12 protein-coding genes and 1 pseudogene are annotated in these 14376 nt (G+C 66.9%); 3 read left to right on the top strand and 10 right to left on the bottom strand.

The annotated features are described in order from the left end of the window. Positions 1-18 precede the first annotated feature (18 nt). From argH to ACRWNM_RS26420, 3 genes are all read right to left on the bottom strand, one after another. A complete protein-coding gene (gene argH / locus ACRWNM_RS26430) occupies positions 19-1440 on the bottom strand; it encodes an argininosuccinate lyase (protein WP_431970786.1) in 1422 nt (473 codons plus the stop codon). Positions 1441-1639: 199 nt separating this feature from the next. After that, positions 1640-2842 (bottom strand): argininosuccinate synthase, encoded by a 1203-nt coding sequence (locus tag ACRWNM_RS26425; protein ID WP_431970785.1) that lies wholly within the window; start codon positions 2840-2842, stop codon positions 1640-1642. Between the two features lie 277 nt (positions 2843-3119). Further along, entirely contained in the window at positions 3120-4394 is a 1275-nt protein-coding gene (locus ACRWNM_RS26420) for a cation:proton antiporter (RefSeq protein ID WP_431970784.1), read from the bottom strand. A 252-nt stretch (positions 4395-4646) separates the two neighbouring features. Here ACRWNM_RS26420 and ACRWNM_RS26415 point away from each other — a divergent pair, with 252 nt between their 5' ends. Both ACRWNM_RS26415 and ACRWNM_RS26410 read left to right on the top strand, forming a co-directional pair. Next, complete coding sequence (locus ACRWNM_RS26415) at positions 4647-5615, top strand: HAD family hydrolase (RefSeq protein ID WP_431970783.1); 969 nt, start codon at positions 4647-4649, stop codon at positions 5613-5615. A gap of 115 nt (positions 5616-5730) precedes the next feature. Continuing rightward, positions 5731-8088 (top strand): arylsulfatase, encoded by a 2358-nt coding sequence (locus ACRWNM_RS26410; RefSeq protein WP_431970782.1) that lies wholly within the window; start codon positions 5731-5733, stop codon positions 8086-8088. A gap of 97 nt (positions 8089-8185) precedes the next feature. Here the strand turns inward: ACRWNM_RS26410 and ACRWNM_RS26405 are convergent, their stop codons facing one another. The 4 genes from ACRWNM_RS26405 to ACRWNM_RS26390 form a co-directional block, all read right to left on the bottom strand. Continuing rightward, the gene (locus ACRWNM_RS26405; protein WP_431970781.1) at positions 8186-8953 is read right to left on the bottom strand and encodes an ESX secretion-associated protein EspG; all 768 of its coding nucleotides are present in this window, start codon (positions 8951-8953) and stop codon (positions 8186-8188) included. Between the two features lie 82 nt (positions 8954-9035). Continuing rightward, positions 9036-10331: a hypothetical protein gene (locus ACRWNM_RS26400; RefSeq protein WP_431970780.1), complete on the bottom strand. Its 1296-nt coding sequence runs from the start codon at positions 10329-10331 to the stop codon at positions 9036-9038. A gap of 3 nt (positions 10332-10334) precedes the next feature. Continuing rightward, the gene (locus ACRWNM_RS26395; RefSeq protein WP_431970779.1) at positions 10335-10721 is read right to left on the bottom strand and encodes a hypothetical protein; all 387 of its coding nucleotides are present in this window, start codon (positions 10719-10721) and stop codon (positions 10335-10337) included. A 19-nt stretch (positions 10722-10740) separates the two neighbouring features. Further along, complete coding sequence (locus tag ACRWNM_RS26390; protein ID WP_431970778.1) at positions 10741-11271, bottom strand: DUF3558 domain-containing protein; 531 nt, start codon at positions 11269-11271, stop codon at positions 10741-10743. Between the two features lie 291 nt (positions 11272-11562). On the opposite strand from ACRWNM_RS26390, the pseudogene ACRWNM_RS26385 reads away from it, so the two are divergent. Then, positions 11563-12744, top strand: a pseudogene (locus tag ACRWNM_RS26385) (ISAs1 family transposase); the annotation flags it as partial. Positions 12745-12860: 116 nt separating this feature from the next. Here the strand turns inward: ACRWNM_RS26385 and ACRWNM_RS26380 are convergent. Genes ACRWNM_RS26380 through ACRWNM_RS26370 form a run of 3 tightly spaced genes read right to left on the bottom strand, consistent with a single transcriptional unit; the run spans position 12861 to position 14342 of the window. Further along, the gene (locus tag ACRWNM_RS26380) at positions 12861-13247 is read right to left on the bottom strand and encodes a hypothetical protein (protein WP_431970777.1); all 387 of its coding nucleotides are present in this window, start codon (positions 13245-13247) and stop codon (positions 12861-12863) included. Between the two features lies 1 nt (position 13248). Next, positions 13249-14079 carry a hypothetical protein gene (locus tag ACRWNM_RS26375; protein ID WP_397095952.1) on the bottom strand — a complete coding sequence of 277 codons (831 nt, stop codon included), beginning with the start codon at positions 14077-14079 and terminating at the stop codon, positions 13249-13251. Between the two features lie 17 nt (positions 14080-14096). After that, positions 14097-14342 carry a hypothetical protein gene (locus ACRWNM_RS26370; RefSeq protein ID WP_431970776.1) on the bottom strand — a complete coding sequence of 82 codons (246 nt, stop codon included), beginning with the start codon at positions 14340-14342 and terminating at the stop codon, positions 14097-14099. Positions 14343-14376: the final 34 nt, after the last annotated feature.

The raw sequence follows: 14376 nt of genomic DNA, 5'->3' as shown, positions 1-14376 counted from the left end.
CGACCGCCGGTCGCAAGCTCAGTTCAGCCAGGTGCGGGCTGTCGCCGCCGACGCGCGAATCTCGTCGAGCTGCACGGCGACCTGGGTGCCCGCCGTGCCGCCGCGGGCGTTGCGGGAGGCGATGGAGCCCTGGACCGTGAGGACCTCGCGGACCTGGGGGGTGAGCGCCGGGTCGATGGCGGCGAATTCCTCGTCGGTGAGTTCGTCGAGACCGACGCCGCGGCTTTCCGCGGCGCGGACGCAGGCGCCCGCCGCCTCGTGCGCGACGCGGAACGGAACACCCTGGCGCACCAGCCATTCCGCGATGTCGGTGGCGAGGGTGAAACCGGCGGGGGCGAGTTCGGCCATCCGGTCGGTGTGGAAGGTGAGGGTGGAGACCAGGCCCGCGATGGCGGGCAGCAGCAGCTCGAGCTGGGCCACCGAATCGAACAGCGGCTCCTTGTCCTCTTGCAGGTCGCGGTTGTAGGCCAGCGGCTGGGCCTTCAAGGTGGCGAGCAGACCCGTGAGGTTGCCGATCAGGCGCCCCGCCTTACCGCGGGTGAGCTCGGAGACGTCCGGGTTCTTCTTCTGCGGCATGATCGACGAGCCGGTCGACCACGCGTCGGCGAGTGTGATGTAGCCGAATTCCGGTGTGCTCCAGATGATCACCTCTTCGGCCATGCGGCTCAGGTCGACGCCGATCATGGCGAGCACGAAGGCGGCCTCTGCGGCGAAATCGCGCGCGGAGGTGGCGTCGATCGAATTGGCCGCGGCCGCAGCGAAATCCAGCTCGGCGGCGATCGCCTCGGGGTCGAGGCCGAGCGAGGAACCGGCCAGCGCGCCGGACCCGTACGGCGACACCGCGGCCCGGCGATCGAAATCGCGGAGCCGGTCGATGTCGCGCAGCAGCGGATGCGCGTGCGCGAGCAGGTGGTGCGCGAGCAGCACGGGTTGCGCGGCCTGCAAGTGCGTCTTGCCCGGCATCACCGCGTCCGGATGGGCGGCGGCCTGCGCGACGAGCGCGTCGACCACGTCGAGCACGCCCGCCGCGATCCGGCGCACGCCGTCGCGCAGCCACATCCGGAACAGCGTCGCCACCTGGTCGTTGCGCGAGCGCCCCGCGCGCAGCCGCCCGCCGAGTTCGGCGCCGACGCGCTCGATCAGCCCGCGTTCGAGCGCGCCGTGCACGTCCTCGTCGGATTCCGCGGGGCCGAAGGCGCCGGACGCGACGTCGGCGGCCAGCTGGTCGAGCCCGGTCAGCATCCCGGCGAGGTCGGTCTCCGACAGCAGTCCCGCCTTGTGCAGCACCCGGGCGTGCGCTTTGGACGCGCGGATGTCGTAGGGAGCCAGCGCCCAGTCGAAGTGGGTCGACTTGCTCAGCGCCGCCATCGCCTCCGCCGGTCCGGACGCAAAACGTCCGCCCCAGAGGGCCCCGGTGTTCGTGCTGCCGCCCTGTGTCATCGTGTGCTGCCGCCCTCTGTCATCGGTGTGCCGTCTCCTCGGTCGAAAGTGCGTGGGTGTGCTCGAGCCGCGCTTGCGGACAGGACGCGCGGCAGGTTCCGCCGATGACTACCGTAACCACGGCCGTCGGCGCGAGAGGTACGGGCACACGCCGAATCCCGGATCGGTGCGGGCACCGACCCGGGACCGGGCCCGATTCCTACTTCTGGTTCAGGTCGCGCCGCGCGGCGACCTTCGACGACAGGCCGTGGATCTGCACGAAGCCCTTGGCCAGCGACTGGTCGAAGGTGTCGCCCTCGTCGTAGGTCGCCAGGTTGAAGTCGTAGAGCGACTGCTCGGAGCGGCGGCCGTTGACCACGGCGGAGCCGCCGTGCAGGACCATCCGGATCTCGCCGGAGACGTGCTGCTGGGTGTCCTGCACGAAGGCATCCAGCGCGCGCTTGAGCGGGGAGAACCAGAGGCCGTCGTAGGCCAGCTCGCCCCAGCGCTGCTCCACCTGGCGCTTGTAGCGGCCCAGCTCGCGCTCGATGGTGACGTTCTCCAGCGCCTGGTGCGCGGTGATCAGCGCGAGGGCGCCGGGCGCCTCGTAGATCTCGCGGCTCTTGATGCCGACGAGGCGGTCCTCGACCATGTCCAGGCGGCCGACGCCCTGGCGGCCCGCACGGTGGTTCAGCTCGACGATCGCCTCGAGCACGCTCACCGGGCGGCCGTCGATGGCCACCGGAACACCCTTGTCGAAGGTGACGATCAGTTCGTCCGGCGCCTCGAAGTTGACGGTCGGGTCCGCGGTGTAGTCGTAGACATCCTTGGTCGGCGCGTTCCACAGGTCCTCGAGGAAGCCGGTCTCGACGGCGCGGCCCCACACGTTCTGGTCGATGGAGAACGGCGACTTCTTGGTGACGTTGATCGGGAGGCTGTTCTCCTCGGCGAAGGCGATGGCCTTCTCGCGGGTCCACGCGTAGTCGCGGACCGGGGCGATCACGTTCAGGTCGGGGGCGAGCGCGCCGATGCCGACCTCGAAACGCACCTGGTCGTTGCCCTTGCCGGTGCAACCGTGCGCGACGGTGGTGGCGCCGTGGAACTTGGCCGCCTCCACCAGGTGCTTGACGATCAGCGGCCGGCTGATGGCGGAAACGAGCGGGTACTGACCCATGTACAGGGCGTTGGCCTGGATGGTGGGCAGGCAGTACTCGTCGGCGAACTCGTCGCGGGCGTCGACCACGATCGCCTCGACGGCGCCACAGTCCAGCGCGCGCTGACGCACCACGTTCATGTCCTCGCCGCCCTGGCCCAGGTCGATGGCGACGGCCACGACCTCGGCGCCGGTCTCCTTGCCGATCCAGCTGATCGCGACGGAGGTGTCAAGCCCACCGGAATAGGCGAGTACGACGCGCTCGGACATGTCTGTGTGCTCCTCGGTTTCGTGCGGATGTGTCTCGGGCCGCCGCGTTCGGCGGCCCCGGCCGGTCGCGCCGGCGCGCAGGTCAGGCGACCCGCGCCCGTCTGCAAATGATTATGCACGACGATGCAATCCCATTCAGAATCGGGGTCCCCTGGTCGGATCCCGCGGCAGGGCGTGGCGGGTGCACATCCGGCTGGGCCGCCGCCCGAATCCCACAGACCACCTCGGTGCGCGTGCGCCACACTGAAAAACGGTACTCAGCCGACCCGGCGTGTGCCTATCGTGCCGCTCGGCGGGGTGTTCGCCAGCGGTGCGACGCGGCAGGCACGCTCTCCATACGTGGTTGCCGTTCGTCGGGATGGGATCGGTACCACTGGACGTAGCGGTTGGTCAGCGGGGTGGCTGTCAGGCCGTGGGCGTAGACGGACACGCCGATGGTGGTGACGGCGGCGAGCAGCAGCGTCTGCTCGTTCAGCAGGTCCGCTTCTTGGATCAGCAGCACGCCGAAGACGATGGTGGCCAAGCCGCGCGGGCCGAACCACCCGACGAACAGCGTCGTCTGCCGCCGCGCTCCGGTTCCGAGCAGGGACAGCGCCACCGGCAGCATGCGTACGACGGTCAGACTCAGTACCGCGTACAGCGCGAGCCGCCAGGTCAGCTGGTCCAGGACGGGGCCGAGGATCGCGGCGCCGAAGACGAGGAAGGTGACGGCGTCGAGAAATTCGCCGCTTTGATCGACCAGATCGGTGACCGGCCCGCCGACGTCGCCGCGGAGCGTGCCGAAGAGCAGGCCGCCGACGAATGCGGCGATGAACATGCTGCCGTGCAGAGTGACGGCGATGCCTGCGCTCAGCAGTGCGGTGGCGACGGTGAGGATCTGCAACCAGTACGGCTCGATCCAGCCGCGTTTCGAGCCGATCCGCAGTGTGTACGCACCGAGCACTCCCGCGACGACGCCACCGGCGATCCCGTAGCCGATCTCCTCGAGGATCATCTGGACCGCGCCGTGCGCGGTGAGCGCGCCCTCTTCTGCCTGAGCCAATCCGAGGGCGATGAAGAACAGTGGCACGCACAGTCCGTCGTTGAGCCCGCTCTCGACATTGAGTCCCTGCCGGATCCGGGACGGTAGTCGCTCGTCGGTCACCACGGCTTGCCCGAGTGCCGCGTCGGTGCACGCGACCATGACCGCGAGCACGAGCGCTTCGGCAACGCCTACGCCCGGCAGCACCGCGAACCCGGTGAGTGTGCCCGCGGCGATGGTCAGCGGCAGGCCGACCGCCAGCAATCGCATCGGCACGGTGTGCTCGCCGCGAAGCCGGGGCAGCGAGATCCGGGACGCGTCGGAGAACAGCACCAGCGTCAAGGTGACCTCGACGAGCAGCTTCAGCGTCGAGGAACCGACGTCGAGTTCGATGAGTCCGAAGACGGGTCCTGCGATCAGTCCGGCGGTGGTGAAGAAGATGGCGGGTGTGATGAAGACGGAGAGTCTGCGGGAGGCCATCGCGAAGGCGAGCAGCAAGACCGCGATGGTCGAGAGGTCCACGGAATCCATGCGACCTCCTTCGTGTGTGCAGCGGTTGCCGATTCGTGAGCTTGTCGCCACGGTATGGCTCGACGAGGGTCTCCGGCCTCTGCTCGGAGTCTGACCTCCGCGGCGGCGCAATTCCTCATCCGGCAAGGGTGAGAGCGCAGGTGATCATTCGCGCTTTCGCCGGGCGCCTCGCCCGCTGCGGGTGATGTGCCCGCCACACGATCGAGGGAGGGTCGCGGGCAGAGCCGTCGGACGGAGGGAAGGAGTCGGTGCATGGCAGCGCACCGGAAAGATGTCGCGCACGCCTCGGGACACCGCGAGACCCCGGTCTCGGCCGCCGACCCTCTCCCAAGCTGGCGTGACGGTGACGTCAAACAGGCCATCCTGGATTTCGTCGGCCGGGTGACGGGCGGGCCCGACGCGGTACCGCCCGAGGACCGGATCGCGGTCTTCGACAACGACGGCACGCTGTGGTGCGAGAAGCCGATGCCCATCCAGCTCGATTTCATCCTGCGCCGCTTGGTCGCCATGGCCGATCAGGACCCGGCATTGCGCACGCGTCAGCCGTGGCAGGCGGCCTACACACAGAACTACGACTGGCTGGGCGGCGTGATCACCAGGCACTATCACGGCGATGACAGCGAGGTGGGCGTACTCGCTTCCGGTGTGCTTGCCGCGTTCAGCGGTGTGACAGTGGAGGAGTTCGAATCCCTGGCCGATCGGTTCCTGCGTACGGCCCGGCACCCCACCCTCGGCCGCGCTTACCTGGCATGCGGCTATGCACCGATGATCGAGCTGCTCGGCTTCTTGGCGGCCAAGGGGTTCGCCAACTACATCGCCTCGGGCGGGGGCCGCGACTTCATGCGACCGATCAGCCGGGAGGTCTACGGCATTCCCCGCGAGCGTGTCATCGGCAGCAGCGTCTCGTTGGCCTGGGAAGCCGGCGCGGTCGTCCGCAAAGCCGAGCTGGATGTCCTGGACGATGGCCCGCAGAAGCCGGTGCGGATCTGGAGCCGGATCGGTCGGCGCCCGCTGCTGGCGGCTGGGAACACCAACGGGGACATCCCGATGCTGCAATTCACCGGTCAGCCGGACCGGCCGTCGCTACGGATGCTGGTGGGCCACGACGACCCCGACCGCGAGTTCGACTATGTGGCGGGAGCCGAACAGGCACTCGAGCTGGCCGACGCGAACGGCTGGCTGGTCGTCAGTATCGGGAACGACTGGGCGACCGTGTTCTGAAGCGTCGCACCGGACACCGGGAGGCGTCATCGCTTATCACCCGTCGCGGGTGAGGCGATCGTCTTCGCGGCTACCTACGTTCGTGCGGGGGCGGCCTATTGCTGAGGAGAACACCATGGCAATTCCTTTCCGCGGTGTGGTCAACCTCGACATCCGCGACTCGATCCCGGACTGGGGCCCGTACGAGCAGCCGACGGCCCCGCCCGGTTCGCCGAATGTGCTGTACATCGTGCTCGACGACGTCGGTTTCGGCGCCATGGGCTGTTACGGCGGACCGATCGAGACACCGAACATCGACCGGATCGCCGCGAACGGGCTGCGCTACAGCCAGTGGCACACCACCGCGCTGTGCTCACCGACCCGCTCCTGTCTGCTCACCGGCCGCAACCACACCACCAACGGCATGGCCTGCATCAGCGAGTGCGCGGTCGGCTTCCCCGGCGCCAATGGCCACATCCCGCCGGAGTGCGCCACCCTTGCCGAAATCCTCGTCGAGCGGGGCTACAGCACGGCCATGGTCGGCAAGTGGCATCTGTGTGCCGAGGACGAGATGAATTTGGCGTCCACCAAGCGAAACTGGCCGGTCGGCCGCGGTTTCGAGCGCTTCTACGGCTTCCTCGGCGCGGAAACCAACCAGTGGTATCCGGACCTGGTGCACGACAATCACCCCGTCGAGCAGCCTGCCACGCCCGAGCAGGGCTACCACTTCAGCGTCGACATCACCGACCGGGCCATCCAGTACATCGACGACGTCAAGGCGATCGCGCCCGAACGTCCGGTCTTCCTCTACTACGCGCCGGGCTGCGCGCACGCTCCGCACCACGTGCCGCGCGAATGGATCGAGCGCTACCGCGGCCGGTTCGACGCGGGCTACGAGGCGATGCGTGAGCAGACCCTGGCCAGGCAGAAGGAGATGGGACTGGTCCCGCAGAACACCGAGCTGCCGCCGCTCAACCCGATCGGCACCCCCGAGACCCGCAGCGGGCCCGACGGTCAGCCGTTCCCGCCGCTGGACTACACCCGCCCCTGGGACAGCCTCTCCAGCGACGAGAAGCGCCTGTTCGCCCGCATGGCCGAGGTGTACGCGGGCTTCCTCTCGCACTGTGACGACCAGATCGGCCGCCTGCTCGCCTACCTGGAGAAGATCGAGCAGCTGGACAACACCATCATCGTCCTGGTCTCCGACAACGGGGCCAGCGGCGAGGGCGGACCGGACGGCTCGGTCAACGAGAACAAGATCGCCAACAGCGTTCCGGACGACCTGGCCGAGAACATGACCAAACTGGACGAGCTGGGCAGCCCCAAGACCTACAACCACTACCCGAACGGGTGGGCGATGGCGTTCAACACCCCGTTCAAGATGTGGAAGCGGTACTCGTTCAACGGCGGCACCTGCGATCCGTGCCTCATCTCCTGGCCCGCCGGGATCAAGGCGCACGGCGAGACCCGCGACCAGTACCACCACGCCGTCGACCTGGTGCCGACCTTGCTGGACTGCCTCGGCGTGGAGCTCCCGGACACGGTGAAAGGCCACGCCCAGACGCCGATTCAGGGGGTGAGCATGCGCTACAGCTTCGACGCGGCCACCATCCCGACCGCCAAACACACCCAGTTCTATTCGATGCTCGGCGGCCGTGGCATCTGGCACGACGGCTGGAAAGCGGTCACCACCCACCCGACCCTCAGCGGGTGGAGCCACTTCCCCGATGACACCTGGGAGCTGTATCGCACCGACGTGGACCGCGCCGAGCTGCACGACCTCGCCGCCGAGGAACCCGGCAAGCTCGCCGAACTCATCGGCCTGTGGTTCTACGAGGCAGGCGCCAACCAGGCGTTCCCGCTCGACGACCGCTCCGGCGTCGAGATCCTGACCACCCAGCGCCCCCAGCTCGCGCCGCCGCGCAACCGCTACGTGTACCGTCCCGGCGGCGCCGAGGTGCCCGAGTCGGTCGCGGTCAACATCCGCAACCGCTCGTATTCGATCGGCGCGCTCGTCGACCTGCCCGGCCCTGGCGCGGCCGGGGTGCTGTTCTCCCACGGTGGCCGGTTCGGCGGACATGCCATGTACATCAAGAACAACCGGCTGCACTACGTCTACAACTTCCTCGGCAGCGACGAGCAGCGGATCAGCGCCGACGAGGACCTGCCGACCGGTGATAACCTCATCCTCGCCGCCTCCTTCGACAAGGAGAGCGAGGATCCGCCCGGCACGGCGCGAGGCACCCTCACCCTCTACTACGGCGAGCGCAAGGTCGGCGAGGGTCGGATCAGGACCCAGCCGGGCAAGTTCAGCATCGCGGGAGAAGGCCTGAACGCGGGCCGCGACAGCGCGGAGGCCGTCACCGACGACTACCCCGGAACCTCCCCGTGGGAGTTCACCGGTGGCACGCTGCATCGAGTGGCCGTCGACGTCAGCGGCGAGCCGTACGTCGACCTCGAGCGCGAAGCCGTCGCCATGCTGTCACGCGAGTAACGGCGGGAGACCGTGCCCGCCCTGGCCATCCTTACCTGGGATAGGACGGGCGCGGCGGCCGCCTTCAGGTGAGCGCCGTCGGCTCCCGCGTCGGGAGTCAGCGGGGCGGGTGGTCACCCGCGCGGACTTCTTCGACGGTGCGGCCGATCATCTCGTGCATCGTCGCCGTGATGCGTTCGCGGGTAGTGGGTTTGGCGATGACCATACGGGAGCCGAAGGTGACGTAGCGGCCGTCGCCTTCGAAGTCCGTGATCTGGAAGTCTTTGCGGCCCTTGATGTGCCGGTTGTCGGCGCTGCCCAACGGGTAGACGCCGACGTGCACGCTCGCGCGGACGGGCCTGGCGAAGAACTTCGCGAACTCCTCGCGCGGCGTCGGCCGCCACGCGTCGCGCACCGCGGGAAGCGGACCCTCCAGCTCTTCGACCGGAATCGTCATCGGTTCACGCTGTCCCGCAGGGTATTCCGGCAGCACATCGACGACTGCACGTGCCACCCGGGCGGCGGGCAGGAACGTCAGCGTCACGTCGCCATACCCGTCGACGCTGTGCTCCTGCACGGCAAGCGCGCCGTGCTCGTCGTGCACGCCGGCGTGGGCTCGCAGCTCACGGTCCCGGCCTGCGCCGAGATACCCCGCCAGCTCGATGCGCGCTTCGGGTGCGAACAGCACGTGCACCGCCCGCACCAGGTCGTCGTCGAGCTGCGGTCGCACCGCCAGCGCGGCCGCCTGCCGCAAGCGCAGGCTGTCCGAGCGGTAGCGGGTGGTGAACCAGTGGCGCAACGGATAAGGCAACACGTCGCGGCCCGTGGATTCCCACAGCGTCCGGAATTCGAGCGCGGTGAACCGCCACTGTCGCACGGTTTTCATGATCTCGCCCCATTCGGCCGCGTCATCCGTGGCGGTGCGTCCTGTCGAAAAACGCTCGTGCACAGACGAACAGCGATTCCTGTCACTCCCCGATCACCGGGGGCACCGCCCTCGGCAGGTCCTTCAGTCCCGTCAGTTCCTCGCCGTGTTCCTGGTTGATCAGGTAGTCGGGCACACCCTTGCTCGACTCGTCCTCGGATCGGCCGCCGCGCGCGCCGGGAGCTCCGAGACCGCCCAAACCGCTCATCGCCGCGCGAGTCGCCGGACTCGCCGCCGAGGCCGGAACGCCGGTGGTGGCCGTGACCGGCACCCCGCGGATGGACCGACCGGGCGAGGGCACAGCGGGCGTCCCGCCCGGACCTGGCGGACCCGGGGTTCCCGGGCCAGGCCCGGGACGATCGGGCAAGCCCGCCGGATTCGTCGTGGGAGTAGAGGCCGGAGTTGTCGACGCCGGATTCGTGGATGCCGGATCGGTCGAGGTCGAGTTGGTTCCGCTCGGATTCGTCTGATCCGAGTCGTCCGGATCCACGGTCGGGGCCTCCGGTTTGGATTCCGTTGGCGTGCCGCCCGGGCCGGGGCCACCGGGCCCTGGACCAGGGCCGCCCGGTCCAGGGCCGGGTCCGGTTATCGGCGGTTGATCACCGGGCTGCACCGGGTTGTACGGTTGCGGAAGCACCGGCACGTTCGTGTCGGATTCCCGGACGACCGGAGCGAACACCGTCGTCAGCACCCGCAGTGCCTCGGTCTTCGCGGTGTCCTGCGCTTCGGAGTTGCTGCGCCAGCCGCGGCCGGCGATCCACGAACGCGCGTTGTCGGTGAAGGACCGATCGTCCGGCGCGTGCGGGACCAGCAGCTTCGTCGGTTCCAATCCTGTTTTGAGTTCGGCGAGTTTGTTGCTGGTGAGCGCCGCGGCGTTCGGCAGTTGCGCACCGTGGGAGGCGTAATCGCGCACACCCGCGACGGCGGCATCGGCCGACGCGCCTTGCCACACTCCGTCCTCGGTCAACCGGGTGATAGCGGCGGTGAAGGTGCCGAGCGATTCGCGAGCGCGATCGCCGACTGCCTGCCAGGCGGTGATCAGGTTGCCGACGGCTGTCAGATCGATCGCGTCGACCTTGGTGCGCAGTGTGGCGACATCGTCTTTCTCGAACTCGTCTTGTCTCAGCACTTCCTTCGGATGGAACGCACCCTCGAAACCGGTGTCATCCGCTTTGCCGCGGACGTCGTCTCGCTGCCGGTTGAATCGCCCCTGAATGTCGCCCGGCTTGATGCCCGGCTCCCGCTCTTCCCCAGCGATCCAGTCGGTCAGGCTCTCCAGCATGGCTGAGCCCATATCCCCTGCGCTCCAACTGAACATGCCGCCGTTCATGCCCGTCACGATCTACTCCCCCACGGAATCGATGATCGCGGTGATCGCCGCTGAATTCGTGTAGTCCTGGCCCCGGAGACGCGCGATGGAGATGGCCATGATGTCGCGCATGTCCTTCACGACTTCGACGTCTTTCGCGATGATCGCATCAATCGAGCTGTCGGTGCCTATCGCCTGCTTACGGAACTTTCCGGCGAGCACATCCGCCATATCGAAATCGCCGAAGCCGGAAACATTCTGGCACCGCTTGGCGAGATCGGCCAACCCCTGTAGATCATCAATGCGACGGTTGCAAGCTGCCAAAGCTTGTAGAGCCGCCGCCTCATCGTCAAGATAAAGCTCCCCCGCCCTTGCTTGTTCAGAGAAACGCTGCCACTGCGACCGGTCACCCTCACTCATCGACTTCCCCCTCCTCTCGTCAACGTGGAAAGACCGGAACGATCAACTCGCCCACCCGATACAGAACCGAACACGGTTCTTCGAGACCATCCAGTCCAACCCTGTTCGAGACCGATAGTTGCAGGACTCCGCCCTGCGACGCAGGGAACAGGACATCGCAGTGCAGGTCCTTGGAAGCCCCCTCTACCTTGAACTGCCGCCCCTCGCGTCCGGCAACCGTGACGTCCCGGAAGTCGACATTGCCGGGCTTCTTCTCGAACTCCGCCACAGACCGCCCCGTCGAATACACCGTAATCGTGTACTTTTTCCCCCTCCAACCGCAGATCTCCCACCCGTGCTGATGCACCCCCGCGATCCCGCTCTCCTCCGTCGCCGGATCAACCCCCGCCGACCGCAGCACATCATCGGGAATCCCGGTGCACGGGTTGAACAACGGAGCTTCCGCGGCGCTGGAACTGGTCGATGGCGACCCCTCGGTCGTCCCACCACAAGCCGCGACAACAGCTACGACCGCCGCCGCCAGAACGCCCCCCACGATCCCGCGTGCCATGCCCTCCCCTTCGACCGCCGACTCCGACACCCGACTCTATCAGCCGACAAGCCCCCAACCCGGACGGCCCGAACCTCGCCTCCTCGGATTCCGTGGCAAGGCGGGATGGCCCGAACCGCTACCGATGTCGGACCAGGCACGCACCGCAGGGCTCCGGCAACGTCGTTGACGGAGTCGTTACCTGCGTCGATGTCGAGTGAATTCGACTGGGGTTCTTGGGGCTTCGAAGACGGGAGCACGAGCGACTGTGTAACGATCCAGCTCTCACACAAGCCCGTCACCGGAGTCGCTCTGCCTGCTGTCCAAGTATCTCCTGCCGCACCGATTTCGGAAACCCTGCAACGCTGGACGGTAGTCAACGGGTCGGTGGCGCTGGGTTTCCCGTTGATGGATGTGCTGGCGTCGGTGCCTGATCCACGCGATCGGCGTGGGCGCCGCTATCGGTTATCGGCGCTGTTGGCGATGGCGATTCTGGCGGTGGCGGCAGGGATGCGCAGCTATGCCGGTTTCGCCACCTGGGCGCGCACCGCACCGGTGGAGGTGATGATCGAGTTGGGCATCACCCGCGACACCCGCCCGAGCGAGAAGACGTTGCGGCGGGTGCTGTCGATGCTCGATGCCGCAGATCTGGACCGGCGGCTGGGCGTGTACTTCACCGAGCTGGCCGTGGCCGCTGCCGAGGGGAACGGATTGCTGGCGGTGTCGCTGGACGGCAAGACCCTCGAGGGTGCCCGCAAAGCCGGCGCACTCGCCTCGCATCTGGTATCGATGTTGGCCCACCACACCCGTCTGGTGCTGGGACAGCTGGCCATCGACGCCAAGAGCAACGAAATACCTTGTTTGCGAACGCTTCTCAAACGATTCCCGCGCGTCCCGCTGCTGGTGGTGACCGATGCGATCCATACCCAGACAGCGACCGCGAAGCTGATCTGCCGCACCCTGAAATCGCACTACGTGATGGTCGTGAAGGCCAACCAGGCCGGTTTGCTGGCACGGGTTTCGGCCCTGCCCTGGCACGATATTCCCGTCGCCGCGACCGACGACACTCACGGGCACGGCCGCGACGAGCACCGCAGATTCCAGATCGTCACCGCACCCCGAGGCATCCGGTGGCCGTATGCGAAACAGGTCATCCGCATAACCCGCGAGCGTCTCGAAATCGCCACCGGGAAGGCCAGTTCCGAGATCATTTACGCGGTCTGCAGCCTGCCGTTCGAACACGCCAAACCCGCCCAGATCGCCGTCTGGATCAGGTCGCACTGGGGGATTGAAAATTCCATCCATTGGGTGCGTGATGTCACCTACGACGAGGATCGCTCAAGGGCAGCTGTTCGCAGCGGGCCGCAAGTCATGGCGACCATGAGAAGCACCGCGCTCAATCTCCACCGGCTCGCCGGAGCCGCCAACATCGCCGAAGCAATCCGCGACACCGCATTCCACCCCCACCGCGGCATCCACCTACTCAACCCGGAAACCCGCAGGCCACGAGGCATTCAGCGAGAACGCCGTAGCCCTGGGGCAGAAGCGGTATTCCTTCTGCCGAAGCCGACAGAGCGATCTGGAAGATCGTGGATCTGTAGAGGATCGATTCATGCACGGCCTCGCCACACGCACTGGTAGCCCTGCAGGAACAGCAGGAACAGGGCCGCGAGGTACATACCCGGCATGAACAGGCTGATCGCTTTCAGTAAGGCGGCGACCACCAGCCCTAGAATCGCCAGCCCCACCGCGACGAAAGCACCGCATATCGCCACGCGCACCGCCCCGGTCGGAGCCGAACGCCACCCGACCACGATGCCGATCAACTGTACGACGAAGGTCACCGACATGACCGCCGCTACCACCGGAGCACCGGATTCGCCGAGAAGTAATGCGACGGAGGCCAATCCGCCGCTGAGGATCATCGAGGAGACACCCACTTGGAGCAGGGTGCCGCGCCGGGCCTTCTTACTGTCACGCACGATTTTCCCCGCCACGTCACTTGTCAGGATTCAACCGCCATTTGGATTCGTTGTCATCGTCCACGGAGGCATCGTCGAAGTACTTGGTGTTCGGGTCCGGCCAGTTGACCGCTCCACTGTCCGGGTCCTTCTGGAAGCCGGAGTTGTTGTTGGCCGCCGCGTCGATATCGTTCCATGCCTTCGTTTGATCTCCGACGAAGACAACTGCCACGCCCGCGGCGGCACTGAGTTCGGCCGCGGTGATACCGGTCGTCGCCCAGAATGCGGCGAAGCCTCCCGCTGCGGTGAAGCCTGCCGCGATCAGGCCGAGCTCGACAGCGACGGCCGTGAGGAACTGAGCAACTACAGACGCGACGCCCGCATAGAGTACGAATCCCGCGATCGCCGCGGCGATGAGATGGTTCCTGCAGGTCTCGCAGATCTCTTCCATCTTGCCGATCGCGGTCCGCTGACTTCCGACGGTCTTCACATACTCGTCCGCGGCATCGCCCTTCCATTCCTTCGGGGCGAGCAGCAGATCCGGGTTGATCGCGGACGAGATATCCGCGAAAGCACCCTTCGCATCGGACCACTCGAACGCTCGCTGCGCCATGAAGAGCGGGGCGGCCACCCCTTCCAGGAGATCCATGATCTTCTCCCAGAGCCACTTGAGTGCTTGGAGCATCTTGCGGCCCGCGGTCTTGATCAGATTGGCTAGACCGGGAATCCAGTCGGCGTAAGGGGTGTTCAGCCCGTCGTTTATCGCGTTCGGCGCGCTCTGCGCGAACAGCGTATCGACGTCCTGCGCATACCCGACCAGCTTGTCCCAGATCTGCTGGTAGGCAGCGCTATCGAATTCGTTCGACATTACGGAAACCTTTCACCTCACCAGAGGTTGTCGATCCTGTGCTTCCCCGCGGCATCTTCGGCATAGTAGGTATCCGCGCATTTCTGCAAGACTTCGCCGACCTGGTCGAAGCGCATGGCCCCCTGCCCGGAGAGCGTCATCATCTTCTCGATTATCTTGGCGTGCGCGTCGACGATCGCCTGGAATATCCCGGCTTCCACCCTGTTGAATCCGATGGATTCGATATCGCCCTTGACCTTTTCCAGCGAGTCGGACTCGTTCATCCAGACCTTCCCCTCTTTACGAAGGGTGTCCGTG

Origin of the sequence: Nocardia sp. bgisy134 (genome assembly GCF_965341865.1) — a bacterium.
In the GTDB taxonomy this organism is placed as follows: Bacteria; Actinomycetota; Actinomycetes; order Mycobacteriales; family Mycobacteriaceae; genus Nocardia.
Note: the sequence above shows the minus strand (reverse complement) of the source record. Positions and strands in the feature narration are given on the sequence as shown.